Genomic DNA, 26,006 nt, shown 5'->3' with positions numbered 1-26,006 from the left:
TTGTTGCTAAGAGTCGTTATCGCGCAAGAGTCTCGTGCGGATGGCAGATCGGATTGAGCAGGAACTAGCAGAAAGACAGTGCCCCGGCGCCATGGCGACAGCCCGCCGCGCCGCCGGGGATCATCGAATGCCGTTGAGATTCGTCACCGGATGCTTTGCCGGGATCAACGGGCGTACCGGTTTCGACCGGAGTTACTGGGGCAACCATGCTGTATCAAATTCACGAATTCCAGCGAGCCATGCTGTCTCCCCTCACAGCGTGGGCCCAGGCCGCTTCCAAATCGTTCGTCAATCCGGCCAGCCCGCTCGCCTATGTTCCGGGTTCGAGCCGTTTCTCCGCCGCGTACGAACTTCTGTACCGGCTCGGCAAGGACTACGAGAAACCCGAGTTCAGCATTCATCAGATCGTCAAAGACGGTCACAACATTCCGATCGTCGAGCAGACGGTGGTCGAGAAACCGTTCTGCCGCCTGCTGCGCTTCAAGCGCTTCGCCGACGACAGCGCCACCGTCACAAAGCTCAAGAACGAACCGATCGTGCTCGTGTGCGCGCCGCTCTCCGGCCACCACTCCACGCTCCTGCGCGACACGGTGAAAACGCTCCTGCAAGACCACAAGGTGTACATCACCGACTGGCTCGACGCACGCATGGTGCCGATCGAAAACGGCCCGTTCCATCTGGACGACTACGTCGAGTACATTCAGGAGTTCATCCGTCATATCGGCGCGAAAGACCTGCACGTGATTTCGGTATGTCAGCCGACCGTGCCGGTGCTCGCCGCCATCTCGCTCATGGCGAGCCGCGGCGAAGACACCCCGCGCACCATGACCATGATGGGCGGCCCGATCGATGCGCGCCGCAGCCCGACATCGGTCAACTCGCTGGCCAATGAGCATTCCTACGAGTGGTTCGAGAACAACGTCATCTACACGGTGCCGGCGAATTATCCGGGCGTGGGCCGCAAGGTTTATCCGGGCTTTCTGCAGCATGCGGGCTTCGTCGCGATGAATCCGGAGCGCCATCTCACGGCCCATTGGGACTTCTATCAAAACCTGCTGCGCGGCGACGATGACGACGCCGAGCAGCATCGCCGTTTCTACGACGAATACAACGCTGTCCTCGACATGGCCGCCGAGTATTACCTCGAGACCATCCGCATCGTGTTCCAGGAATTTAGGCTCGCGGAAGGCACGTGGGAAGTGAACGGCGAGCTCGTGCGTCCGCAGGACATCAAGCACACCGCGCTCTTCACCATCGAAGGCGAACTCGACGACATCTCCGGCAGCGGTCAGACGCGCGCCGCGCACGACCTCTGCACCGGCATTCCGGCGAAGCATCAGCGGCATTTCACGGCGGAGAAAGCCGGCCACTACGGCATCTTCTCGGGACGCCGCTGGCGCACGATGGTGTATCCGCAACTGCGCGAGTTCATCCTCGAACACGACAAGACGCCGAAGACGGAAGCCGTGCCTGCGTAATCGCCCGCGCGTCGCGGGACCGATTCCATCGCTGCAAAATAAAACGTCGCGCCCTGCAAAGAGCGCGACGTTTTTTCTTCAGACAGCGCGGGCTGTCGAAACGACTATCAAGACGCGCTCAACGGCGCGTCAGATAGGCCAGCAGCAACTCGGTGTTCATGCGCACCATCTGCTCGCGCTGGTTCGGCTCGCTGAAATCGAGCCCGAAACTCGCTTCCAGCGTGAAGCGATTCGACACGATGTAATAGCCGAGACCCGAGAGCGTGACGTAGAACTTGAGCGGATCGACATCGGTGCGAAACAATCCGGCCTTTTGACCACGATCCAGAATGGCCGTCAGCGTTGCGACGATCGGCGAAATGAGTTCGCGTATTCGATTCGATCCTTTGATATATCTCGCCTCGTGCAAGTTTTCATTGTTGATGAGGCGCAGCAGTTCCGGATGATCTCGATAGTAATCCCAGACGAAATGGGCGAGACGCGTCATGGCTTCGATGGGCGCGATGCCGTCGAGTTCGAGCGTACGCTCGGCCTCGACAAGCGCCGCGAGCGCATGTTCAAGCACGGCAGTGAATAACTGCTCCTTGCTACCGAAGTAGTAGTAGAGCATGCGTTCATTGGTCTCCGCCCGGCGCGCGATCTGATCGACGCGCGCGCCGAACAGACCTCCGGCAGCGAATTCCTCCGCGGCGGCTAATAAAATACGGCGCCGGGTGCCTTCAGGATCTCTTTTGATTTTCGGCTGATTCATGGTGGCATGATTCGGGAGCCGCGTTGCCGGATTAGCGTCACGCGGCCCGCGTTGGGGTACATGACGTGAACGGGCGCTGCCCAGGTTATTGGGAAACACCGGTCCTGCGGTCAAACGGAGAAGCGCTTCGATTATGCGCACATCGAAGAACATTGGCAATTGGGATTGAAAGCCATTCGTCACGACGCTCACCGACTTCGGCGATAATGGCGGATAAAGCCGAGCACGCGCCCGTCGAAACGGGACGCGCGCCGAACATGCAGCGTGCCGACGTCGTGGACACCGAAGCGTTCGAAAGCGTTCAAACGCATCCGGACGTCCGGCGTGATCACACCGATCCGTTCGTGCAGGCGCTGCGCCATCCCCACGCATCATCGCCATTCCTCGTGACCGCAACCGTTTCCAGGACGCTCGCAGAGCGCATCGAAGACCTGCTGCCGCAGACGCAATGCACCAAGTGCGGCTATCCCGCCTGCCGGCCGTATGCCGAAGCCATCGCCGCGGGCGAGGCGAGCTACAACCAGTGCCCGCCCGGCGGCGCCGAGGGCATCGCGCGGCTCGCGGGGCTCCTCGGCAAGCCCGTGATCCCGCTCGATACGACACATGGCGTGGAGCGTCCACGGCCCGTCGCCGTCATCGACGAGAACGTGTGTATCGGCTGCACGCTGTGCATGCAGGCGTGTCCCGTCGATGCAATCGTCGGCGCGGCGAAACAGATGCATACGGTCATCGCGCAACTGTGCACCGGCTGCGATCTGTGCGTGCCGCCCTGCCCGGTCGACTGCATCGCGATGCTGCCCGTCACCGGCGAGCGCACCGGCTGGGACGCCTGGAGCCAGGACGAAGCCGATGCCGCGCGTACGCGTCACGACCGCCGCACGGTTCGGCTCGCACGTGAGCGCGCGGCGGCCGAAGCGCGGGCGAATGCGCGTCAGGCATCGCGTGCGGCGCCGGTCCAGGCGGAGACGCCAACGAAAGCGCAAGCGGCAGCGGAACCGCAAATGCCCGTCGCGAGCGAAGACGCGGACGCCAAAAAACGCGCGATCATTCAGGCCGCGCTCGAACGCGCGCGCAGGAAAAAGGAAGAAATGGCGCAGCTCGGCGCGGGGCCGAAGAACACGGAGCACGTGAGCGCCGCGGTGCAGGCGCAGATCGATGCCGCGGAGGAACGCCGCCGCCGTCTCGGGCTATCGGACGAAAAGGCTTCCGGTCCCGTCGATGGCGACAAAACCGCGTGAGAACGCGAGAACGGACCTCGACCCATGAACGCGAAAAAGCGCTACGCGATTTTCGAAACGCTGCAAAGCCTGAATCCGCATCCGAAGACCGAACTCGAATACACCACGCCCTTCGAACTGCTGATCGCCGTGATGCTCTCGGCACAAGCCACCGACGTCTCGGTCAACAAAGCGATGCGCAAGATGTTTCCCGTCGCCAATACGCCCGCGGCTGTGCTCGCGCTCGGCGAGGCGGGCGTGTCCGACTACATCCGCACGATCGGGCTGTATCGCACGAAGGCGAAGAACGTGATCGCGACGTGCCGCATGCTGATCGACCAGTACGACGGCCAGGTGCCCGACGATCGCGAGGCGCTCGAAGCGCTGCCGGGCGTCGGACGCAAGACAGCGAACGTCGTGCTGAATACGGCCTTCGGGCATCCGACGATTGCCGTCGATACGCACATCTTCCGCGTCGCCAATCGCACGGGCCTCGCGCCCGGCAAGGATGTGCGCGCAGTCGAAACGGCGCTGGAGAAGTTCACGCCGAAGGAATTCCTGCGCGACGCGCATCACTGGCTGATTCTGCACGGCCGCTATGTGTGCCGCGCGCGCGTGCCGGAGTGCTGGCATTGCGCAATCGAGCCGCTTTGCGAATATCGGCCGAAGACGCCCGCGCCGGTCGAATGAAACCGTGGTCCGAGCGCCCGAAGGCTGCGCGGTCTACAATGGCGGATTGAGAAACCCGCAATCGAATCAATACCTTATGTTTAATCCCAGTCGCGACGAAGTGCGTCAGTTCTTTTCCGAAACCTGGCGTAAGGAGCGCGCCGGCGAAATTCTGACGCCACTTGAAAGCATGGCCGCCGACTGGATCGGCGAGCATCCCGAATATCACGACGCGCTTGTCGACGCCGGATCGCGCGAGGCCGACTATTCGCCGGATCGCGGCCAGACCAATCCGTTTCTGCATCTGTCGATGCATCTCGCAATCAGCGAGCAGTTGTCGATCGATCAACCGCCGGGCATCCGCCGCGCGCACGACCGGCTCGTCGCGCGTCTGGGCTCGCCGCACGATGCGCAGCACGCGATCATGGACTGCCTCGGGGAAGTCATCTGGGACGCGCAGCGCACAGGCACCCCGCCCGACACCGACGCCTATCTCGCGCTCATCGAGCGGCGTGCATCGCGCGACTGAGCGCAGCTTAGCAACTAAGCAACCGAATCCGCGCCATCAAACGAAAACACCCCGCTTGCGAAGCGGGGTGTTGACCGGCTGCCGGGACTTCCGAAGCAGCGCCTACTTCTTCAGCACGAGACTGCCGTCGAGCGATTCGATGTAAGCCGCGAGGTCCTTCAGATCGCTTTGCGACAGGCTCTGCACCTGCGCCGCCATGATGGCGTTGTTGCGTCCGAAGTTCGGATTGTTGCCGCCGATCTGATATTGGCGCAGCGCCCAGTAGATATAGGTGGCGTGCTGGCCCGCGAGGCGCGGATACTCCCCGCTCACCGGTTTGTTGAGGCCGGGACCGTGGCAGGCCGCGCAGTTGTGGCTGTCGGAGAGCGCCTTGCCGTTGCCCGCGTCGGCCGCGTGCGCCGTGCCGAACGCCGTCATGCCGATGAGCGCCGCTGCCGCGCATGCCGTCTTGAAGCTGTGTTGAAGTGCCTGAGAGGGCTTCATGAATTCTCCTGTCCGCGTTGTCGGATGCCGTTTGCACGGCGCCGGTCATTTCACGCGCGGATCACTTGTCGGGATTGTTCTTCGATTGGGGAGTCTGCGCGGCGTAGTACGCGGCGATATCGGCGATGTCCTGATCCGACAGCGTCGTTGCGATGGCGCGCATCGTGTCGAAATGACGATCGCCCTTCTTGTACGCGTGCAGCGCATTGGCGATGTACTGCGCGTTCTGACCGCCCAACATCGGCACTTCGTAGACCTCGGGGTACGCGGTGCGATAGCCGGGGATGCCGTGGCAGCCGATGCACATCGCGACCTTGCCTTCCGCCGCCTTCGCGTTGCCGACGACATCGGCCGACGCCTCGGTCGCGAAGCCGGCGAGACCCGACAGCGCTGCAATCACGGCACATTTGCCGACGAAATTGTTCATAGCTCTTCTAACCTGGCTTGAGGGGAAATCCGGCGCTCCAAAGGCCGCGGCCCGCGCCGAGCGCAATACAAGCTTCTCGGGACTGTTTGCTGCTACAGGGTCTGGCGCCACGCAGGCCAAAAAAATCGCGCTAATTGTACCGCGCGACCTACCCCCCGTCCACACGCGAACCGCGCCGAAGCCCTGCTGACAAGGGGAATCGGCTGAAAAGCGCGCGCACAGCCTGCGACAATCCGTCCCTGTACAAGCGATGAAGCCGCCTGCGCACACGCACCGGACGACGTAAGAGCGACGCTCGACCCGCGCCACGAGCCGCCGATGGAGCGGCTCAAACGATACCCGGCGCGCCTCAATGCCGAAAGGGCTTCTGACTTATACTGGGATTTTTTTCCCGACCGGATCTTCGTCATGCGTTTCGAAGGCTCATCGCAATACGTCGCAACCGACGATCTCAAACTCGCGGTGAACGCCGCGATGACGCTGCAACGGCCGCTGCTCATCAAAGGCGAACCCGGCACCGGCAAGACCATGCTCGCGGAGGAAGTAGCGGGCGCGCTCGGCATGCCGCTTCTGCAATGGCACATCAAGTCGACGACCAAAGCCCAGCAAGGCCTCTACGAATACGACGCGGTTTCGCGCCTGCGCGATTCGCAACTCGGCGACGAACGCGTCAAGGATATCCGCAATTACATCGTCAAGGGCGTGCTGTGGCAGGCGTTCGATTCGGACGAGCAAACGGTGCTGCTGATCGACGAGATCGACAAGGCGGACATCGAATTTCCGAACGATCTGCTGCGCGAACTCGACCGCATGGAGTTCTATGTCTACGAGACGCGCGAGCTCGTGAAGGCGAAGCATCGGCCGCTCGTGATCATCACGTCGAACAACGAAAAGGAATTGCCTGACGCCTTCTTGCGCCGCTGCTTCTTCCACTACATCAAGTTCCCCGAAGCGGAGACGATGAAAGCCATCGTCGAGGTGCATTTTCCGGGCATCAAGCAGGACCTGCTCGCCGCCGCCATGCAGAGCTTTTTCGAACTGCGCGGCGTGTCGGGGCTGAAGAAGAAGCCGTCCACGTCCGAACTGCTCGACTGGCTCAAGCTGCTGCTCGCCGAGGACATTCCGCCCGAAGCGCTGCGCTCGCAGGATCAGAAGCAGATCGTGCCGCCGCTGCATGGCGCGCTGCTGAAAAACGAACAGGACGTCGCGCTGTTCGAGCGGCTGCTGTTCATGAACCGCAATCATCGCTAAGCCATAGTCATCACTCACGAGACCAAAGGAACACGACGCATGAGCCGCTGGATCGAACCCGTCACGCTCGAAGGCGAGCACATCAAGCTCGTCCCGCTCACCCTCGATCACGAAGCGGCGCTCGCCGCTGCCGCCGCCGACGGCGAGCTGTGGAAGCTGTGGTACACGAGCGTGCCCGCGCCGGGCACGACGCGCGCCTACATCGAGACGGCCCTCGACATGCGTGACCGGCTCGGCGCGCATCCGTTCGCCGTGATCGATCCGAAGACGGGCGACGTCGTCGGCTCGACGCGTTACTTCAATGTCGAGGCGGCGCATCGGCGTCTGGAAATCGGCCATACGTGGTACGCGAAGCACGTACAGCGCACCGCGCTCAACACCGAAGCCAAGCTGCTGCTGCTCGGCCATGCGTTCGAGCGGCTGAATGCAATCGCGGTGGAGTTCCGCACGCATTTCATGAACCATCAGTCGCGTGCGGCCATCGCGCGGCTCGGTGCCAAGCAGGACGGCATTCTGCGCAATCACCAGATCGGCAAAGACGGCGCGTATCGCGACACGGTCGTGTTCTCGATCATCGAATCGGAGTGGCCGGCCGTGCGCACGCATCTGAAGCACCGGCTCGACCGCTGAAATTCGTCACGATGGAGAGCGCGCCATGCTGATCGACTTCTTCTACTCGCTGCGCGACGCGAAGCTGCCCGTTTCGGTGAAGGAATATCTGACCCTGCTCGAAGCACTGAAGGCGCAGGTGATTTCGCCGTCGCTCGACGAGTTCTACTTCCTCGCCCGCATGACGCTCGTGAAGGACGAGAAGTACTTCGACAAGTTCGATCGCGCGTTCGGCGCGTACTTCCGCGGCGTGACGCAGCTTCCCGACGAAGCGTTTTCCGTTCCGCTCGACTGGCTCAAAAAACGCATCGAGCGCGACTTCACGCCCGAGGAGAAGAAGCGCATCGAGGCGCTCGGCGGCCTCGACAAGCTGATGGAACGCCTCAAGGAACTGATGGACGAGCAGAAGGAACGTCACGAGGGCGGCAACAAGTGGATCGGCACCGGCGGCACGTCGCCGTTCGGACATGGCGGCTACAACCCGGAAGGCATTCGCATCGGCGGGGAATCGTCGGGGAACCGCACGGCGGTGAAAGTCTGGGACGAGCGCGCATACAAGGATTACGACGACCAGGTCGAAATCGGCACGCGCAACATCAAGGTCGCTTTGCGGCGTTTGCGTCGCTTCGCGCGTGAAGGCGCGGCCGAGGAACTCGATCTGCCCGACACCATTCGCAGCACGGCCGCCAACGCGGGCTGGCTCGACCTGAAGATGGTCCCCGAGCGCCACAACAACGTGAAGGTGCTGATGCTGCTCGATGTCGGCGGCTCGATGGACGATCACATCAAGCGCGTCGAAGAACTGTTTTCCGCCGCGAAGGCCGAATTCAAGCATCTGGAGTTCTACTACTTCCACAACTGCGTGTATGACTACCTGTGGAAGAACAACCGCCGCCGTCACGCCGAACGCACACCGACGTTCGACGTGCTGCACAAGTTCACGCCGGACTACAAGCTGATCTTCGTCGGCGACGCCACCATGAGTCCCTACGAAGTGATGCAGCCGGGCGGCTCCGTCGAGTACAACAACGCCGAGGCGGGCGCCGTGTGGCTGCGCCGTCTCGCGGACCAGTTTCCGCATCACGCGTGGCTCAATCCCGAGCCCGAGCGGCTATGGGAATACCGCCAGTCGATCTCGGCAATTCGCCACGTTCTCGGCAATCGCATGTATGCGCTCACGCTGGCAGGCCTCGAAGCCGCGATGCGCGCCCTGTCGAAATAACTCACCACACCGATTCAAGCATGAAAGTCTCTCCCGGCGCGCCGACTGCGCGCGTCCCGTTGCGCCCCTTCGCCGATTCCTCCGTCTCCACGATTGTCGCCGGCTTCGTCGCGATGATGACCGGCTACACCAGTTCCCTCGTGCTGATGTTCCAGGCGGGCCAGGCCGCGCATCTCACCGATGCGCAGATTTCCTCGTGGATCTGGGCGCTGTCCATCGGCATGGCGGTCTGCACGATCGGGCTGTCGCTGCGTTATCGCGCGCCGATCGTCGTCGCGTGGTCGACGCCGGGCGCGGCGCTGCTCGTCACGTCGTTGCCGAACGTGGCGTATGCGGACGCGATCGGCGCATTCGTCGTCTGCGCGCTGCTGCTCTGCGCCGTCGGCCTGACCGGCTGGTTCGATACGCTGATGAAGCGCATTCCCGCCGGCATCGCCGCCGCGCTGCTTGCGGGCATTCTGTTCGAGATCGGTATCGAGATCTTTCGCGCGGCGCAGTATCAGACGGCGCTCGTCGTCGTGATGTTCTTCACGTATCTCCTGGCCAAGCGGCTCGCGCCGCGCTATGCGATTCCCGCGACGCTCGTGGCCGGCGTCGCGCTCGCGGGCGCGCTCGGCCTGCTCGATTTCTCGCGCTTTCATGTGGCGCTCGCGCATCCCGTTTTCACGATGCCGAGCTTTTCTTTGTCGGCGGCAATCAGCATTGGCGTGCCGCTGTTCATCGTCGCGATGGCCTCGCAGAATGTGCCGGGCATCGCCGTGCTGCGCGCCGACGGCTACACGACGCCCTCCGCCCCGCTCATCTCGGCAACCGGCATCGCCTCGCTCGTGCTCGCGCCGTTCGGCTCGCACGGCGTGAATCTCGCCGCCATCACCGCCGCGATCTGCACCGGCCGCGAAGCCCATGAAAACCGCGACAAACGCTACACCGCGGCGCTCTGGTGCGGCATCTTCTATCTGATCGCGGGCACCTTCGGCGCGACCATCGCCGCGCTCTTTGCGGCCTTTCCGAAGGCGCTGGTCGTCTCGGTCGCGGCGCTGGCGCTGTTCGGCTCGATCATGAGCGGCCTCACCAACGCGATGCAGGACGCACGCCAGCGCGAACCCGCGCTGGTCACGTTCATGGTGACGGCCTCGGGTTTGACGCTGCTCTCGATCGGTCCGGCGTTCTGGGGGCTGATCGCGGGCGTCGCGACACATCTCGTCCTGAATGCGCGGCGAACCTGACGCGCATTCCACAGCGGATTCCGTCCGATGCCACCGCCTGCGCGCCGCATGGAACGCGAGCGATTGCGGGCGGTCGAAACCCGGCATCCGCGCACGCTCTCAGCGCGTTTGGCGCGCGCAGGACTAGAATGAGGGATTGACATTCAGGGGCGCGCCGGGCGGGCGAAGTAGCCGCACGGCGTCGCATTCATGGCTAATCCGCGGGTTACCGCAATTTGACAAGGCGCACGCGCCTGAGACTCGACATGACATCCGCTCTCGACCAGCTCAAGCAATACACGACCGTCGTCGCCGACACGGGCGACTTCCAGCAATTCGTCGCGTTCAAGCCGCGCGACGCGACGACCAATCCGTCGCTGATCCTGAAGGCCGTCCAGAAGGACGACTACAAGCCGCTGCTCGAAAAGACCGTCAAGGAACACGCGAAGAAGCCGTTGCCGCAGATCATCGACAACCTGCTCGTCGCGTTCGGCACCGAAATCCTGAAGATCATTCCGGGCCGCGTGTCCACCGAAGTCGACGCACGCCTCTCGTTCGACACCAAAGGTTCGATCGACAAGGCGCACGACATCATCAAGCTGTATGAGAACGCGGGCATCGGCCGCGACCGCGTGCTGATCAAGCTCGCCTCGACGTGGGAAGGCATCCGCGCCGCCGAAGTGCTGCAGAAGGAAGGCATCCACTGCAACATGACGCTGCTGTTCTCGCTGGCGCAGGCCGTGGCGTGCGCGGAAGCCGGCGCGCAACTCATTTCGCCGTTCGTCGGCCGCATTTACGACTGGTACAAGAAGTCCGCCGGGGCCGAATGGGACGAAGCGAAGAACGGCGGCGCGAACGATCCGGGCGTGCAGTCGGTGCGGCGCATCTATGCGTACTACAAGAAGTTCGGCTACAAGACCGAAGTGATGGGCGCGAGCTTCCGCACGGTGAATCAGATCACCCAGCTCGCCGGTTGCGATTTGCTGACCATCAGTCCCGATCTCCTGCAAAAACTCGCCGACAGCAACGACACGGTCGAGCGCAAGCTTTCGCCGGAGTCGGCGAAGAACGAGAACGTGGAAAAGATCGCCGTCGACGAGCCGACTTTCCGCTTCCTGCTCAACGACGACGCCATGGCCACCGAAAAGCTCGCCGAAGGCATCCGCACCTTCGCCGCCGATGCAGTCAAGCTCGAGAAGCTGATCACCGCGCTGCAGTAACCGAGCCGAGAAAAAAGGACCGCGATCGGGCCCCGCCGGGTTCGATTTGCGGTCCTTTTTGTTTCGCCGCGCGGCACCTTCTTTTGAACTTTTCCGATTTGACCCGGCATGCCGAAGCACTAGACTCTCGTGCTTCGGCGGCGCATCGGCTGCTCACGCACGGGATCGTTCGATCATGCATCTGGATACCTATCTCTTTTTCAACGGCGACTGCGCGGCGGCGCTCGACCTCTATCGAGCCGCATTCGGCGCGCAGATCATCGCGCTGATTCGCTTCCGTGACATGCCGAACGGCGGCGACGCGCCGCCCGAGTGGCAGGACAAGATCATGCACGCGATTTTTCGCGTCGGTCAGAACGACGTCATGGCGTCCGATGGCCGCGACGAGCAGCCGCGCAAGGCCTACACCGGGTTCACGCTGTCGATCGTCGCCGATGACGCGGCAGCCGGCCAGCGCATTTTCGCCAGGCTCGCCGAAGGCGGACAGGTGCTCACGCCATGGCAATCCACCTTCTGGACGCGCGGCTTCGGCATGCTGACCGACCGCTTCGGCGTGCCGTGGATGGTCAACGTCGCCGTCGAGAGCGAAGCCAAGGCGGCCTGAGTTTCGCGGCTTCGCTGCGGCGTCGGGACGTCAGTCGTTGAGCGGCCGCGCGCCTTCGATATTCCACTGCCGCTCGATTTCCGACAGCCGCAGCCGCAGCCGGTCCACCTGTTCGACGAAGCGCATCGCGAGCCAGTGCATGCCTTGCGTGGCGCGATCGTTTTCGTCTTCGCCGTCGCATGCGTGCGACACGAACGCCGACGTGTCCACCGCGCGGTACAGGAGCCCCACGCGCCCGAAGCGCAGCGCGCGCGCCATCTGCAAAAGCTGCTGCCGCACGGCGTATTCGCGCGGCGAGCACGCAATCGCAAAGCGGCTGCCGCCCGCCGCGACTTCCGGCATCGACGTGATCAGCATTTCGAGCGCCGCGAGAATCGAGCGGTGCAGGCGCTGGATTTCTTCGAGTTGCGCGAGCGGCACGTCCGTCTCCTTCGCGACCGATTCCATCAACGCGCGCGCCTGCACGAGCCGCTGGCTCATCGCGAAGAAACGCCGGGCGGTTTCTTCCGCGATGAGCGGCGTGCCGTCGAGCAAGGCGCCGTAGAACCTCGCGCATTCGCGCAGATTGTCCGCGAGCCGGTAGCGCCACGAATACGTCGCGTATTGCGGCAGCACGAACGAGAACCCGAGCGCGATCACCACGCCGATCAGCACATTCGCCGTGCGCCACAAGCCGGTGGAAAGCGGCAGGTCGCCGTGGCCGGAGACGATGACCATCGTGATCGCGGTGAGCAGCGCGACGTAGCCCGCCTTGCCGATCGCGTAATACGCGCAGCCGCCGGCGATCAGGCACATCAGGACGAAAAACAGCATCTGCGAGCCGGAGAACGTCGTCACGAGAATCAGGAAGAGCCCGAAGAGCGCGCCGAGCATGGTGCCGACCGCGCGCTCGGTCGCCTTCTTGCGGATATTGCCGTAATGCTGCAGCCCGCCCACCACGACCAGCACCGACACCGATGCCCACGGGCCGTGCGGCACGTCGACGCCTGTCGTGACGATGAACGACGTCGCCATGGCGAGCGCGACGCGCACCGCGTGGATCGCGTTTGCATGCCGGTAGCGGAAGTACGGCGACGCAATCCAGTGCAGGATGCGCGCGAGATGGCCGCGCCGGGGTGACGTCGATGTCGGAGAAAGCATGGTTCGCTCGCGTCGGTGAATACGGTCCGCCGCACTGGACGGTGCCGCCAAACGAAAACGCCCGCAACGGCCAGCGGCTGTTACGGGCGTTTTACCAGCTTTTCGCGCGACGCGTCGGGCGCCAGCACGGCGCGTCGTCGCACGGGCTGGATCAGCCTTCCACGATGTCCAGATAGTCTTCCGGACGCGTACGGTCGTCCGAGCGCTTCAGCCCCAGCACGCGCACGAGCAGACTCACGGCCACCGCGACGATCAGGTTGGCGATCAGCGCCCACACCGCCGCGTAGCCCGGCACGACATAGCCGAACAGATGCAGCGGATAGATCGAGCCCTTCAATTGCAGCGACACGGCCATCCACGTTCCGACGCCGATGCCCACCGCCCAGCCGATCAGGAGGCCGCGATGATCGAGCACGCGCGTATAGAGGCCGAGCACGAGCGCGGGCAGTGTCTGGATGATCCAGATGCCGCCGAGCAGTTGCAGCTGAATGGCGTACGTGAGCGGCAGCGCGAGAATGAAGACCACCGCGCCGACCTTCACGATCAGCGACACGAGCTTGGCGACGTTGGTCTCCTGCTCCGGCGTCATCGACTTGTTGACGAACTCGCGATGCACGTTGCGCGTGTAGAGGTTCGCCGCCGCGATCGACATGATCGCCGCCGGCACCAGCGCGCCGATGCCGATAGCCGCGAACGCCACGCCCACGAACCACGACGGGAAGTAGTGCAGGAACAGCGCCGGCACGGCGAAGTTCGCGCCGTAGGCCTTGAAGTACGACGCGAATTCCGGCATGTCCTTCACGCCCGAGGCGAGCGCCATGTAGCCGAGCAGCGCGAGCAGGCCGAGCACGAGCGAATACGCCGGCAGCAGCGCCATGTTGCGGCGGATCGTGTTGCCCGAATTCGACGAGAGAATCGCCGTCACCGAGTGCGGATACAGGAACAGCGCGAGCGCCGAACCCACCGCGAGCGTCGCGTAGGCGCTGTAGCCGTTCAGGCTCGCTGCATCCGGCGCTTTCAGCAGCAGCTTTTCAGGCGGCACGACGCTGAAGATATGGCCGAAGCCGCCGAGCTGCGCCGGAATCACGATCATCGCGGCGATGATGGTGATGTAGATCAGCACGTCCTTCACCACGGCGATCATCGCCGGCGCGCGCAGGCCCGACGTGTACGTGTAGGCGGCGAGAATCGCGAACGCGATGATGAGCGGCAAATCGCCGACGAAGCCTTGCGTCGAGAAACCGAGCGCGCCGATCACCACTTCGATGCCGACCAGTTGCAGCGCGATATACGGCATGGTCGCGACGATGCCCGTCAACGCGACGGCGAGCGCCAGCATGCGGCTGTTGTAGCGCGCGTGCACGAAGTCGGCGGCGGTCACGTAACCGTGACGCTTCGCGATGCTCCACAGCTTCGGAAACACGACGAACGCGAACGGATAGATGAGGATGGTGTACGGCAACGCGAAGAAGCCGGTCGCGCCCGCGCCGAACACGAGCGCCGGAACGGCGACGAACGTGTACGCGGTGTAGAGATCGCCGCCGAGCAGGAACCACGTGACGATGGTGCCGAAGCGGCGGCCGCCCAGGCCCCATTCGTCGAGTTGTGCGAGATCGCCTTTACGCCAGTGCGCGGCGATGAAGCCGAGAATCGTGACGCCGACGAAGAAGAGAACGAAGACGAAGGTTGCGGTGCCGTTCATCATCGCGCACCTCCTTGATTATTATTTTTGCGGCCCGAGGGCAGCGCTTTGGTCTTCTTGTAGACGATGGCCGTGATGACCGCGCTGATCAGCACCCACAGAAGCTGATACCAGTAGAAGTACGGAAAGCCCCACAAAACGGGCTCGATCTTGTTGTAAAACGGCACCCATACCACACCGATCCAGGGAAGGATCAAAAGCCAAAGCCAGTGCTTGTTGCGCGGTTGTCCGGTGCCGGTCGCAGCTTCGTGAGCCATGAACGGTCTCCTCTTGTTTTGATTCGTTGGATTATCGCGAGTCCGGCGGGATGCCGGTCGTCGGGTAGACGTGTCGCTGAAAGCGCCCCGAAATAACAGAGGGAGTATAGGGACCGTTAAAAGCGGGTCAAGCAGGGGGAATCCCGACTATTCCGCTGATTTGAAAGGATTTTGGGAATAGGCCAGAACGCGTGTTCCGGCCTTGGTGTGTCACGCGTCGATCAGATCGAGAACGAACCGCTCGTCGCCACGCCCGCGCTTTCGGCAAGGCCCTTGACCCACTTGCGCGCGGGCAGGCCGAGTTCCGCCTCGATCAGCTTCGCACGCGCTTCGAGCGCGGCGAACGGCACATCGAGCGCGGGACCGGCGAACGCAAGCGCCACACGATTGCCGTCGTGCACTTCGGGCAGCGCAATCACGCGACGATCGAACGCTTCGTTGAGATGGCGCATGTTGCGCACGAAGCTCGGATGATCGCCGAACAGGTTGATCGTGACGACGCCCGCCTCGGGCGTGAGACACGCGCGGCAGGCGCGATAGAACGACACGCTGTCGAGCACGGGGCCGCGCGCGGTGGCGTCGTAGATATCGATCTGCAGCGCGCCGATCGTGCCGTGGTTCGCGCGATCGTTGACGAATTCCCACGCGTCGCGCTCGGTGACGGTGAGACGCGCGTCGTCGTAAGGCAGTTCGAACATCGCGCGCGCGGCGATCACGACAGCGGGATTCAACTCGACCGCCTCCACTTTCGCGCGCTTCAGGAAGCGATAGCAGAACTTGGTGAGCGCCGCCGCGCCGAGGCCGAGCTGCACGATGCGCTCGGGCGTCTCGACGAACAGCAGCCACGCCATCATCTGCTGCGCATATTCGAGCTCGATGTGATCGGGCTTCTTGAGCCGCATCGCGCCCTGCACCCATTCGGTGCCGAAATGCAGATAGCGCACGCCGCCCTCTTCCGAGAACGTCACGGGCGCGAAGCGCGGCTTGCGGGGCGCTTCGATGCGCGGCGCATTCGCGAGGTCGTCGCGATCGTCGTCGGCGGCGCGCTCGCGCTTCTTCGATTTGCTGTTGTCTTTCTTACGGCCGAACGCGCGGGCTTCAGCGGACGCGCGCCTGATCAGATTCGTCATGAGTGAGGATGTCGCGCCAGATGCGCAATTTTTGATCGAACGAGAGGATAGCATTGGCCGCGCTCGACGACGGCAACACGAGCGTTTCGTAGCCCGCGGCGCCGAGGACCGGCGCGAACCGGCCCGAGGTCTTGCCGTTGAAGCAGACGCGCCGCAGCCGCGGAAAACGCACGTGGAATTCGGCGAAGTCGTTGGGCGATGCGTGGCGGATCGCGCTGTCGAGACTGCCTTCGCGCTCGCACGCGGCGAGCACGTCCCACAGGCCGATGCCGTGCGCCACGAGCCGCGTCAAACGATCTTCGTAGGCGAGTTCGTGCAGATTCTCGCCGATGACCGCGCCCACCAGCCGCCAGAACTGATTGCGCGGATGCGCGTAGTACTGCGTCGCCGCGAGCGACGCTACGCCCGGAAAGCTGCCCAGGATGAGCGTGTGCGTGCCCTCGTCGCCGATCGGTGCGAATCCCGCGAGCTTCATGTGGCTTCGCCGTGCGCGACGCGCGTCGCATGCGAACGCAGATGCTCAAAGGCACGCGCGTGATCGCGACGGCGCGGGCCGTGCATCGGCGCGAGCCTGGCCCAGAGCGTATCGAGCATGCATTCCGTGACCATCAGCGGCGCGCCGTGGCGCTCGAACACGGAACGTCGCGCGACGAGCGTGTGCGCCGGCTGATTCGTTTGCACGGATGCAAGCCGATGCAGCGGATGCCGCGCCGTGATGCGCCGGCTCGCGAGCGCCGAGCGCGAGACGCTGCTGTCGCTATAGAGCAGTTCGGCGAGCGGACGCGTGCGCAGACGGCGCATCGACTGCCACACGCCGATGCTGTGCGCGAGCGCGACGATACTATGCGCCACGACGAACGGCACGCCTTCCACGTTGAGCGCGACTTCGCGCACCCACACCGGCGTGCGCGGCGTGATGCCGAGGGCACGCGCTTCGTCGCGCCACGGAAGATCGACGGCTTCGCGCGTCACATCGACGCTTACCGCGCCGAGCGTGCGCAAATGCGCGGTCAGCGAGCCGCCGCGCGTGAGCCAGTCTTTTTGAGCGTCGATGAGCGTGGGAAGCGGGGCGACGCGCCAGTGGGCGTCGGTCGGATCGATGGGCGTCGGCATGGCGCCGATTATAAATGCGCGTCGATGCCGCACGTCCAAATGGGAAACGTCGCATAGACCTTTCAGGGTCGCACTTCTATTCTGAGCGATGCTCTCAAAGCGGCTCTGCGTGCGCATCCGGACAGGCCGGCATGGGTACGCCACCGCCGCGCTCATTTCTTTATTCGCTTCGTGACTGCAGAAACCCTCTCCACTCGCCCTTATCGGGAATTCGACGAAGCCGAGCTTGCTCACCTCGCCGCGCATGGTCTGCTGCTTAGCCCGCTTCCCAGCCCGCTCTCCGGCGACGCCGGCCAGCTCAGCGCGCTCGGTCGTCTGCACATTCAGCAGCGCAACCCGACGCGCGCAATCGAGCGTCTCGATGCCGCCCTCGCGCTTGCACCGGACAACGCGGACTGTCTGACCGATCGCGCCATTGCCGCGCTCATGCTCGCTGACTATGACGGCGCAATAGACCGGTTCCAACACGCGATCCGATGCACGCCGGACAATGCGCGGCTCCACTGCAACCTCGGCAACGCCATGCGCGATGCCGGGCGTCGCGAAGACGCGCTGCCGCCTTTCGCGCGCGCCTTCGAACTCGATCCGCGCATGTTCGAAGCGTGCCTCGCGAGCGCCGAAGTGCTCGACGAACTGGGCCGGCCGCACGACGCGCTTGTGGCCTATCGGAACGCACACAGTTTGGCTCAAGACGACACGCGCGCGCTGCTCGGCGAGGGTTACGTCCTGACCGTCGCGCTGAAGCGTCACACTGAAGCGGAGGCCATTTTCCGGCAAGCGGTGCAACTGGAACCCGGTAATACCCGCGCCGTGTTCGGTCTCGCGCTTTCGCTCGGAGCGCAACTGCGCTTCGAGGATTCGCTCGAGGCCTATGGGCGCGCGCTCGCGCTCGCGCCGGACAAAGTCAGCGTGCACCACAATATGGGCTTCATGCTGACGTGTCTTGGGCGTTACGACGACGCGGACAAATACTTGCGCCGCGCGATCCAGTTGGAGCCCAATATGCCGGATTCGAACAAGATCCTGGGCATGTCCGAGCTGCGGCGCGGCAACTACCGCGTGGGCCGGGCAATGTACGAATTTCGCAAGGCGGGCGGCGTGGCGCGCGGTTATCCGGCCCTCGATATCCCGGAATGGCGAGGCGAACCGCTCGCGGGCAAACGCATCGTCCTGAACCGCGAACAGGGCGCCGGAGACCAGTTCCAGTTCATCCGCTACGCCCGCGTGCTGCGCGCAATGGGCGCGACCGTCGACGTATGGGCGAACGAAACGCTTGCGCCGATGCTCGCCCGCGCCGATGGCGTCAACCGCGCGATCACGCACACGCCCGGCAACGAATACGACTATTACTGCCCCGTGATGAGCGTGCCGCATCACCTGCCGGACGAACCGATTCCCGCCAGCGTGCCTTATCTCTCGGCCGATGCAGCCCTCGCCGGAACATGGCGCGAGCGTCTCGATCAGGCGGCGGGACAGCGTCGCAAGATCGGTATCGTGTGGGCAGGCAATCCCGGTCACCAACTCGATCGCTTCAGATCGATTCCGCTCGCCGCTCTGCTGCCGCTCGCCGACCTGCCCGGCCTCGCATGGTTCGCCTTGCAGAAAGGCGAGGCCACGCGGCAACTCGCCGACTGCGCCGGCCGCTGGCCGATCGAGTTGCTCGACGCGCAACTGGACAGCTTCACCACCACCGCGGCCGCGATCGAAGCACTGGATCTGGTCATCACGGTCGATACGTCCGTCGCGCATCTGGCGGGCGCGCTCGGCAAGCCGGTGTGGATCATGCTGCCCGCACAGGCCGACTGGCGCTGGATGATCGGCCGCGTCGACAACCCCTGGTATCCGACCGCGCGGCTTTTCAGGCAGCACACGTTGGGCGACTGGTCGCCCGTCATCGAGGAGTTGCGTGCGGCGCTTGCGGAGTTCGGCGCGAGAGATGCCGTCATGTAAGTCCTGGCGCAGTCTGCCAAGGCTCAACAAAAAAACGCGCCGCCGGTGCAACCCGGTAGCGCGTTCGTACGTTTCACGAAGCTCGCCGGATCTTCCAGCGCGCCGCCTTCAGCCAGCATCGCCTGATCGAAGAGCAGATGGCGCCAGTCCGCAAAATTGGCGTTGTCCGCGCTCAGGGCCTTCACCAGCGGATGCTCCGGATTCACTTCCAGAATCGGCTGCATCTGCGCTGCGGCGCGTTCTGGCCCGCCGCCTTCAGCATGTGCTGCAGATAGCCGCTCATGTCGCCTTAATCTTTGAGGAAAGAAAGCACCCACTCGTCGACGCGATCCGTCAGCAACAGCACCTCGACGCCCTTCTTACGGAACGCTTCCTGATGCGGGCTGTTCTTCGCGCCTGCCAACTGTCGGCGGTGACGTAATAAATCTTCGTTGCTCGAGCCAGTCTTTTTGAGCGTCGATGAGCGTGGGAAGCGGGACGACGCGCCAGCGGGCGCCGGTGGGATCGATGAGCGTCGGCATGGCGCCGAGCATAAATGCGCGTCGATTCGGCACGCCCAAATGGGAAAGGTCGGATAGACCTTTCGGGGTCGCACTCCTATTCTGAACGACGCCCTCAGAAGCGGCGCTGCGTGCGCAACCGGCCAAGGCCGGCATGGGTTCGCTACCGCCGCGCTCCTTCATTCATTCGCTTCGTGACTGCAGAAATCCTTTCGACTCATCCGGCTGCGGCCGAGCCCGCGCCTCGCTCCCATCAGGAATTCGACGAAGCCGAACTCGCTCACCTCGCCGAGCAAGCCCCGCTTTCCGGCGACGCCGACCGGCTCTGCGCGCTCGGTCGCCTGCATCTTCGGCAGCACAACCCGACGCGCGCGATCGAGCGTCTCGATGCCGCACTCGCGCTCGCGCCAGACAATGCGGACCTGCTGAACGATCGCGCCATTGCCGCGCTCATGCTCGCCGATTACGACGGCGCAATAGACCGCTTCCGGCACGCGATTCGATGCACGCCGGACAACGCGCGGCTGCACTGCAACCTCGGCAACGCCATGCGCGATGCCGGGCGTCGCGAAGACGCGCTGCCGCATTTCGCGCGCGCGCTCGAACTCGATCCGCGCATGCTCGACGCGGTCCTCGCGAACGCCGAATTGCTCGAGCAACTGGGCCGGCCGCACGACGCGCTCGTTGCTTATCGGGACGCACGCAACATCGCTCCGGACGACATGCGCGGGCTGCTCGGCGAGGGGTACGCCCTGAACGCGATGAAGCGTCATGTCGATGCCGAGGCCATGTTCCGGCAAGCGGCGCAACGAGAACCCGACAATATTCACGCCGTCTTCGGCCTGGCACTCACGCTCGGATCGCAACTGCGCTTCGAGGATGCGCTCGAAGTCTATGGGCGCGCGCTCGCACTCGTGCCGGACAACGCCTCCGTGCACAACAATGTCGGCTTCATGCTGACGTGCCTCGCGCGCTACGACGAAGCGGACGAGCACTTGCGCCGCACCATCCAGTTGAAACCCGATATGCCGGATGCGAACAAGGTTCTGGGCATGTCGGAGCTGCGGCGCGGCCACTACCGCGCGGGCTGGGCAATGTACGAGTTCCGCAAGGCGGGCGGCGAGGCGGGCGGTTATCCGGCGCTCGACATCCCGGAATGGCAAGGCGAACCGCTCGCGGGCAAACGCATCGTCCTGAATCGCGAACAGGGCGCCGGAGACCAGTTCCAGTTCATCCGCTACGCCGGCGTGCTACGCGCGATGGGCGCGACCGTCGACGTATGGGCAACCGAAGCGCTTGCGCCGCTGCTCGCCCGCGCCGATGGCATCGACCGCGCGATTACGGAAATGCCTCGCGACGGATACGACTACTACTGCCCCGTGATGAGCGTGCCTCATCGTCTAGCGGACGAGGCGATTCCTGCCCGCGTGCCTTATCTCTCGGCCGATGCAGCCCTCGCCGCGATCTGGCGCGAGCGTTTCGATCGGGCGGCGGGACAGCGTCGCAAGGTCGGCATCGTGTGGGCGGGCAATCCCGGTCATCATCTCGATCGCTTCAGATCGATTCCGCTCGACCGCCTGTTGCCGCTTGCCGAGTTGCCCGGCCTCGCATGGTTCGCCTTGCAAAAAGGCGTGGCCACGCGGCAGCTCGCCGAATGCGCCGACCGATGGCCGATCACGCCGCTCGATGCGCAACTGGACAGCTTCGTCGCCACCGCGGCCGCGATCGAAGCGCTTGATCTGGTCGTCACGGTCGATACGTCCGTCGCGCATCTGGCGGGCGCGCTCGGCAAGCCGGTGTGGATCATGCTGCCCGCACAGGCCGACTGGCGCTGGATGATCGGCCGCGTCGACAACCCGTGGTATCCAAGCGCACGCCTTTTCAGACAGCACACGTTGGGCGACTGGTCGCCGGTCGTCGATGAGTTGCGTGCGGCGCTTGCGGCGCTCGGCGCGGGAGATAGCGTCAGTTAGGAAGATTCGTACGGAGCGAACGCGTCGCGGCGCTCAGACTGTGCTGCGCGCCGTGCTCGTTAAGCTCGGCGACTCAACGGAGTCGATCGAATGTCGGAAAACAAAAAGCAGACGTCCAAGAAAGTGGCACATCTGGCAGCGGAAACGCTGCATAACCCCAAAGCGTCGGCAATCGCCAAGAGTCTCGCGGCCTCCGCCCTGGCGCAGTCGCATACCGGCAAGCAGACCAGCGCGGCAATGGAGCACAAGGCGAGCGAAGTGCTGCAGAGCTCGAAGTATTCGCAGGACACCAAGGCGCTTGCCGGATCGGTACTGGCGCAGTCCAACAAGGAGCGAAAGCTCAAATAAAAACGCGCTGCCGGACCAACCCGGCAGCGCGTTTTTCATAGACCTACTCGCGGGAGATTCAGCGCGCCAGCAACAGCGCGTTCGTGCGCTTCACGAAGCTCGCCGGATCTTCCAGCGCGCCGCCTTCGGCCAGCATTGCCTGGTCGAAGAGCAGATGGCACCAGTCCGCGAAATTGGCGTTGTCCGCGCTCAGGGCCTTCACCAGCGGATGCTCCGGATTCACTTCCAGAATCGGCTGCATCTGCGGCGCGTTCTGGCCCGCTGCCTTCAGCATGCGCTGCAGATAGCCGCTCATGTCGCCTTCATCGGCCACGAGGCAGCTCGGCGAATCCGTCAGCCGGAACGTCAGACGCACGTCCTTCGCCTTGCCTTCGAGCGCTTCCTTCATCTTCTCGACGAGCGGCTTCATCTCCTCGCCGACCTTTTCCTGCTGCTGCTTTTCTTCGTCGTTGAGCGCGCCCAGGTCGAGGTCGCCGCGCGCGACGCTCGCGAGCGGTTTGCCGTCGAATTCGTTGAGGAAGGACAGCATCCACTCGTCGACGCGATCCGTCAGCAACAGCACCTCGACGCCCTTCTTGCGGAACACTTCCAGATGCGGGCTGTTCTTCGCGGCCTGCCAGCTATCGGCGGTGACGTAATAGATCTTCGTCTGCTCGGGCTTCATGCGCGCGACGTAGTCGGCGAGCGACACGTTCTGCTCGTTGACGTCGCTATGCGTCGATGCGAAACGCACCAGCTTCGCGATGCGCTCGCGATTGCCGAAGTCCTCGCCGATGCCTTCCTTCAGCACCTGGCCGAACTCGCTCCAGAAGGTCGCGTATTTCTGCTTTTCGGCGTCGTCGGTGGCCTCGGCCGATGAAGCGGCAATGTCTTCAAGCATCGACAGCACGCGCTTGGTGACGCCTTCGCGAATCGCCTTCACGTCGCGGCTTTCCTGCAGAATCTCGCGCGACACATTGAGCGGCAGATCCGCCGAATCGACCACGCCCTTCACGAAACGCAGATACGCGGGCAGCAGTTGCTCGGCATCGTCCATGATGAACACGCGCTTCACATACAGCTTGAGCCCGCCGCGATGCTCGCGGTTCCACAGGTCGAACGGCGCGTGCTTCGGCACATACAGCAGTTGCGTGTATTCGCTGCGGCCCTCGACACGGTTGTGCGTCCACGCGAGCGGTTCGTCGTGATCGTGCGAGATGTGCTGGTAGAACTGCTTGTACTGCTCGTCGCTCACGTCGCTCTTCGGCCGCGTCCACAACGCGCTCGCCTGATTGACGGTCTCGTCCTCGTCCTTCACGACCATCTCGCTCTTCTCGGCGTCCCACTCTTCCTGCTTCATGAGGATCGGCAGCGCGACGTGGTCCGAATACTTCTGGATGATCGACTTCAGTTTGTGCGTGGACAGCAGCTCGTCCTCGTCCGCACGCAGATGCAGCGTGATGGTCGTGCCGCGTTGCGCGCGCTCGATGTCCTCGACTTCGAAATCGCCCTCGCCCGCGCTCGTCCAGCGCACGCCTTGCGCTGCCGGCAAACCGGCGCGGCGCGTTTCCACGGTGATCTTGTCCGCGACGATGAAGCCCGAATAGAAGCCGACGCCGAACTGGCCAATAAGCGCCGCATCCTTCTGCTGATCGCCGGAGAGCTTCGAGAAGAATTCCTTGGTGCCCGAACGCGCGATGGTGCCGAGATGCGAAATGGCTTCTTCGCGGCTCATGCCGATACCGTTGTCGTCGATCGTGACGGTGCGCGCGGCTTTATCGAACGATATGCGGATGCGCAGATCCGGATCGTTTTCGTACAGCGCGCTGTTTTCGATCGCTTCGAAGCGCAGTTTGTCCGCAGCATCCGATGCGTTGGAAATCAGCTCGCGCAGGAAAATTTCCTTGTTGCTGTAGAGCGAATGGATCATCAGGTGCAGAAGCTGCTTCACTTCCGCCTGAAAGCTCATGGTTTCTTGCGCCATGGTCGGGTCCTCTGGTGTTGAATTCGTGGGTCTGTTCGGTCCGTCGCGTGCTTTTGCATGCTTTCGCGTGCACGCCCGCGCGGACAATTCGTCGGATATGAGGGCGGCACTCGATCTTTCAAGAGCCAGCGCGCCCGGCTAAGATCATCGCCCCGCCCTCGCTCATGAAGCCGTCATGCCGTTTCTTTCAAATCGAAAGCGCCACGCGCGTCCGCTCACGGACGGCGAAGCCGCGATAGCCCGGCTCGTGTTCCGGGACGCAATCGACTACGCGAAAGTCTCGGTCTATGCCTGCGGCTATCTGCCGTTCGGCCTGCAGCCGTCGCGCACGGCGATGGCGCCCAACGGCAACCTGTATTTTCCGCGCGGCTGTTTTCAGGACGATTTCTCCCGCAGTAGCCTCGCCGACCGCATGTGGTTCATCCACGAGATGACGCACGTCTGGCAATTCCAGCTCGGCTATCCGGTCAGGCTGCGCGGCGCGATCCGCGTCGGTCTGCCGTATGCCTACACGCTCGCAGACGGCAAGCGTCTGTGCGATTACAACATGGAAGCGCAAGGCAACCTGCTCGCGGACTATTTCGCGCTCAGATTCTGCGACGCGCAAGGCAGCCTCTACGAACATCGCTACCGGCGAATGCCCGGCGCGCTCGCGTTCTTCGAAGCCGTGCTGAGCGACTTCATCCGCGCGCCGGCCGAACGGCGCAATTTGCCCGGACGCAAGCACGTCCACGGAAACGCGCGCTAGGCGCTTCGCCGCGACGCCTTTTCCAGACAGTTCGACAGCAGTTCGGGCAGCGCCGGATCGCCGCAATTGGCGATGTTGAAGCGCATCCAGGTTGTCGGCGATTGATGCGGGGAAAACAGGCTGCCGGGCGTGAGCAGAAAGCCCGCTTCGTGTCCGGCCGCCGCGAGACCGTCGGAGTCGACGCCCGCGTCCGCCCACAGGAACATGCCTGCCGCGGGGGGCGTCGCGAAAAGCCTGAGGCCGGTCTTCTCCAGCATGCGCGCGGTCTTTTCGCGCACGCCGTCGAGCCGCGCGCGCAGCCGCTCGACGTGCCGCCGGTAGTGCCCTTCGGTCAGCACCTTGTAGACGACGCGCTCGTTGAGTTCCGGGCTCGTCATGCCGACGAGCATCTTCTGGTCGGCGAGCGCCTTCGCCACGTCGGCCGACGCCGCGATATAGCCGACGCGCAGATTCGCCGCGAGCGTCTTCGAAAAACTGCCGAGAAAGATCACGCGCTTTAGCTGATCGAGCGAAGCCAGGCGCGTCGCGGGAAAGCCCGCTGGACAGAAATCGCCGTACACATCGTCCTCGACGACGATGAAGTCGTACTCCTGCGCCAGTTGCAGGATACGGAACGCCTGCGCGGCGGTGAGCGAGGTGCCGGTCGGGTTCTGCAGGACGGAGTTGATGATCAGCATCTTTGGACGCCAGGTCGCGACGAGCGTCTCGAGCGCGTCGAGGTCGGGACCGTCGGGCGTGTACGGCATGCCGAGGAGCCGCGCGCCCTGCGACGCGAAACGGCCGAACATCTGGAACCACGCCGGATCGCCTACGATCACCGCGTCGCCCGGTTTGACGTAGAGGCGCGCGATCAGGTCGATCGCTTGCGTGATGCCCGACACGAGCACGATCTGCCGCGCCGCCGACGCGCCGATTTCCAGTTCCTCCAGCCGCGTCTGCAACTGCTGGCGCAACGGCAAAAAGCCTTGCGGCGTGCCGAAGCCGAGCATCTGCGCGCCGCTCTGCCGCGACAGCGAACGCAGCGCGTTCGTAATGAGTTCGCCGTCGAGCCAGCGGCCCGGCAGGTAACCGAGACCCGGCCCTTTTTCCGGGCTGGACGTATGCAGCATGTTGCGCAGCAGCCAGACCACGTCGATGGTGTTCCGCACCGGCTCGCGCTCCGCCGCGAGCGCCGCCATCGCCGATGTCTCGCCCTTCGCGACCAATGCCGGCGCGCTGCGCTCGCGCACGTAGAAACCGGAGCCGCGCCGCGAATCGAGATAACCGTGCGCGACCAGCCGCTCGTACGCCTCGACCACCGTGAACCGCGACACGCCCTTGTCGAGCGCCAGCTTGCGGATCGACGGCATGCGCATGCCGGGACGGAACACGCGTTCGTCGATACGGCGGCGTCCCCATTGCACGAGCTGATCGACGAGCGTGAGCTGCGGGGCGTCGTGCGGGGCGGGAATCTGTTCGAGCGGGACGGACATGCGGACCTCCGATGTTCGGCGAACGCGCGGCGGCGTTGGAGAAAC

General features: G+C 63.9%; 25 protein-coding genes and 1 pseudogene. 14 read left to right on the top strand and 12 right to left on the bottom strand.

Translation table 11 applies throughout. The features are described from left to right. Positions 1 to 206 precede the first annotated feature (206 nt). On the top strand, positions 207 to 1,478 hold the full coding sequence (locus tag BRPE64_RS04415) for a polyhydroxyalkanoate depolymerase (protein ID WP_016344818.1): 1,272 nt from the start codon (positions 207 to 209) through the stop codon (positions 1,476 to 1,478). A gap of 118 nt (positions 1,479 to 1,596) precedes the next feature. On the opposite strand, the gene BRPE64_RS04410 is transcribed toward BRPE64_RS04415, so the two are convergent. Next, positions 1,597 to 2,229 (bottom strand): TetR/AcrR family transcriptional regulator, encoded by a 633-nt coding sequence (locus BRPE64_RS04410; RefSeq protein WP_016344817.1) that lies wholly within the window; start codon positions 2,227 to 2,229, stop codon positions 1,597 to 1,599. A 386-nt stretch (positions 2,230 to 2,615) separates the two neighbouring features. Here BRPE64_RS04410 and rsxB point away from each other — a divergent pair, with 386 nt between their 5' ends. The 3 genes from rsxB (at position 2,616) to BRPE64_RS04395 (ending at position 4,644) form a co-directional block, all read left to right on the top strand. Beyond that, positions 2,616 to 3,467 carry an electron transport complex subunit RsxB gene (gene rsxB, locus BRPE64_RS04405; RefSeq protein WP_044041950.1) on the top strand — a complete coding sequence of 284 codons (852 nt, stop codon included), beginning with the start codon at positions 2,616 to 2,618 and terminating at the stop codon, positions 3,465 to 3,467. Between the two features lie 24 nt (positions 3,468 to 3,491). Continuing rightward, entirely contained in the window at positions 3,492 to 4,136 is a 645-nt protein-coding gene (gene nth / locus BRPE64_RS04400; protein WP_016344815.1) for an endonuclease III, read from the top strand. A 76-nt stretch (positions 4,137 to 4,212) separates the two neighbouring features. Next, entirely contained in the window at positions 4,213 to 4,644 is a 432-nt protein-coding gene (locus BRPE64_RS04395; RefSeq protein ID WP_016344814.1) for a DUF1841 family protein, read from the top strand. Between the two features lie 102 nt (positions 4,645 to 4,746). Here the strand turns inward: BRPE64_RS04395 and BRPE64_RS04390 are convergent, their stop codons facing one another. After that, positions 4,747 to 5,127, bottom strand: a complete 381-nt coding sequence (locus BRPE64_RS04390) for a c-type cytochrome (protein ID WP_016344813.1) — start codon at positions 5,125 to 5,127, stop codon at positions 4,747 to 4,749. A gap of 61 nt (positions 5,128 to 5,188) precedes the next feature. After that, positions 5,189 to 5,554: a c-type cytochrome gene (locus tag BRPE64_RS04385; RefSeq protein WP_014190874.1), complete on the bottom strand. Its 366-nt coding sequence runs from the start codon at positions 5,552 to 5,554 to the stop codon at positions 5,189 to 5,191. Positions 5,555 to 5,962: 408 nt separating this feature from the next. Between BRPE64_RS04385 and BRPE64_RS04380 the strand changes: the two genes are divergently transcribed. The 6 genes from BRPE64_RS04380 to BRPE64_RS04355 all read left to right on the top strand — a co-directional run bounded on the left by BRPE64_RS04380 (position 5,963) and on the right by BRPE64_RS04355 (position 11,665). Continuing rightward, positions 5,963 to 6,805 carry an AAA family ATPase gene (locus BRPE64_RS04380; protein WP_044041240.1) on the top strand — a complete coding sequence of 281 codons (843 nt, stop codon included), beginning with the start codon at positions 5,963 to 5,965 and terminating at the stop codon, positions 6,803 to 6,805. A 39-nt stretch (positions 6,806 to 6,844) separates the two neighbouring features. Next, positions 6,845 to 7,435 (top strand): GNAT family N-acetyltransferase, encoded by a 591-nt coding sequence (locus tag BRPE64_RS04375; RefSeq protein ID WP_016344811.1) that lies wholly within the window; start codon positions 6,845 to 6,847, stop codon positions 7,433 to 7,435. 25 nt (positions 7,436 to 7,460) lie between these two features. Further along, complete coding sequence (locus BRPE64_RS04370; RefSeq protein ID WP_016344810.1) at positions 7,461 to 8,636, top strand: vWA domain-containing protein; 1,176 nt, start codon at positions 7,461 to 7,463, stop codon at positions 8,634 to 8,636. Between the two features lie 20 nt (positions 8,637 to 8,656). Continuing rightward, entirely contained in the window at positions 8,657 to 9,862 is a 1,206-nt protein-coding gene (locus BRPE64_RS04365) for a benzoate/H(+) symporter BenE family transporter (protein ID WP_044041239.1), read from the top strand. Between the two features lie 245 nt (positions 9,863 to 10,107). Next, positions 10,108 to 11,061, top strand: coding sequence for a transaldolase (tal, locus tag BRPE64_RS04360; RefSeq protein WP_016344807.1), 954 nt, complete (start codon positions 10,108 to 10,110; stop codon positions 11,059 to 11,061). Positions 11,062 to 11,236: 175 nt separating this feature from the next. Continuing rightward, positions 11,237 to 11,665 (top strand): VOC family protein, encoded by a 429-nt coding sequence (locus BRPE64_RS04355; protein WP_016344806.1) that lies wholly within the window; start codon positions 11,237 to 11,239, stop codon positions 11,663 to 11,665. 30 nt (positions 11,666 to 11,695) lie between these two features. On the opposite strand, the gene BRPE64_RS04350 is transcribed toward BRPE64_RS04355, so the two are convergent. The 6 genes from BRPE64_RS04350 to BRPE64_RS04325 form a co-directional block, all read right to left on the bottom strand. Then, positions 11,696 to 12,805: an FUSC family protein gene (locus BRPE64_RS04350; protein WP_016344805.1), complete on the bottom strand. Its 1,110-nt coding sequence runs from the start codon at positions 12,803 to 12,805 to the stop codon at positions 11,696 to 11,698. 151 nt (positions 12,806 to 12,956) lie between these two features. Then, positions 12,957 to 14,507, bottom strand: coding sequence for a monocarboxylate uptake permease MctP (gene mctP, locus BRPE64_RS04345; protein WP_044041947.1), 1,551 nt, complete (start codon positions 14,505 to 14,507; stop codon positions 12,957 to 12,959). After that, positions 14,507 to 14,764 carry a DUF3311 domain-containing protein gene (locus BRPE64_RS04340; protein WP_044041238.1) on the bottom strand — a complete coding sequence of 86 codons (258 nt, stop codon included), beginning with the start codon at positions 14,762 to 14,764 and terminating at the stop codon, positions 14,507 to 14,509. Before BRPE64_RS04340 ends, mctP begins: the two co-directional genes overlap by 1 nt. A 221-nt stretch (positions 14,765 to 14,985) precedes the next feature. Next, a complete protein-coding gene (locus BRPE64_RS04335; RefSeq protein WP_016344802.1) occupies positions 14,986 to 15,894 on the bottom strand; it encodes a class I SAM-dependent methyltransferase in 909 nt (302 codons plus the stop codon). Continuing rightward, a complete protein-coding gene (locus tag BRPE64_RS04330; protein ID WP_016344801.1) occupies positions 15,863 to 16,369 on the bottom strand; it encodes a DNA-deoxyinosine glycosylase in 507 nt (168 codons plus the stop codon). The genes BRPE64_RS04335 and BRPE64_RS04330 overlap by 32 nt, the downstream gene beginning before the upstream one ends. Further along, on the bottom strand, positions 16,366 to 17,007 hold the full coding sequence (locus BRPE64_RS04325) for a chorismate--pyruvate lyase family protein (protein ID WP_016344800.1): 642 nt from the start codon (positions 17,005 to 17,007) through the stop codon (positions 16,366 to 16,368). Before BRPE64_RS04325 ends, BRPE64_RS04330 begins: the two co-directional genes overlap by 4 nt. 171 nt (positions 17,008 to 17,178) lie before the next feature. Between BRPE64_RS04325 and BRPE64_RS04320 the strand changes: the two genes are divergently transcribed. Continuing rightward, positions 17,179 to 18,957 (top strand): tetratricopeptide repeat protein, encoded by a 1,779-nt coding sequence (locus tag BRPE64_RS04320; RefSeq protein WP_016344799.1) that lies wholly within the window; start codon positions 17,179 to 17,181, stop codon positions 18,955 to 18,957. 23 nt (positions 18,958 to 18,980) lie between these two features. Here the strand turns inward: BRPE64_RS04320 and BRPE64_RS32230 are convergent. Then, a pseudogene (locus BRPE64_RS32230) lies at positions 18,981 to 19,389 on the bottom strand (molecular chaperone HtpG); the annotation flags it as partial. Between the two features lie 262 nt (positions 19,390 to 19,651). Between BRPE64_RS32230 and BRPE64_RS04310 the strand changes: the two are divergent. Then, a complete protein-coding gene (locus tag BRPE64_RS04310) occupies positions 19,652 to 21,430 on the top strand; it encodes a tetratricopeptide repeat protein (protein WP_016344796.1) in 1,779 nt (592 codons plus the stop codon). 90 nt (positions 21,431 to 21,520) lie between these two features. Beyond that, entirely contained in the window at positions 21,521 to 21,778 is a 258-nt protein-coding gene (locus BRPE64_RS04305) for a hypothetical protein (protein ID WP_016344795.1), read from the top strand. A 58-nt stretch (positions 21,779 to 21,836) separates the two neighbouring features. Here BRPE64_RS04305 and htpG read toward each other — a convergent pair whose 3' ends face one another. Then, positions 21,837 to 23,741, bottom strand: a complete 1,905-nt coding sequence (gene htpG, locus BRPE64_RS04300; protein ID WP_016344794.1) for a molecular chaperone HtpG — start codon at positions 23,739 to 23,741, stop codon at positions 21,837 to 21,839. A 175-nt stretch (positions 23,742 to 23,916) separates the two neighbouring features. On the opposite strand from htpG, the gene BRPE64_RS04295 reads away from it, so the two are divergent. Beyond that, positions 23,917 to 24,489 carry a hypothetical protein gene (locus BRPE64_RS04295; RefSeq protein WP_016344792.1) on the top strand — a complete coding sequence of 191 codons (573 nt, stop codon included), beginning with the start codon at positions 23,917 to 23,919 and terminating at the stop codon, positions 24,487 to 24,489. Here the strand turns inward: BRPE64_RS04295 and BRPE64_RS04290 are convergent. Next, positions 24,486 to 25,961, bottom strand: coding sequence for an aminotransferase-like domain-containing protein (locus BRPE64_RS04290; RefSeq protein WP_016344791.1), 1,476 nt, complete (start codon positions 25,959 to 25,961; stop codon positions 24,486 to 24,488). The two genes, BRPE64_RS04295 and BRPE64_RS04290, sit on opposite strands and share 4 nt — an antisense overlap. Positions 25,962 to 26,006 lie beyond the last annotated feature (45 nt).

This window comes from Caballeronia insecticola (genome assembly GCF_000402035.1).
GTDB classification, from domain to species: domain Bacteria; phylum Pseudomonadota; class Gammaproteobacteria; order Burkholderiales; family Burkholderiaceae; genus Caballeronia; species Caballeronia insecticola.
This window is presented reverse-complemented; position numbering and strand designations above follow the sequence as displayed.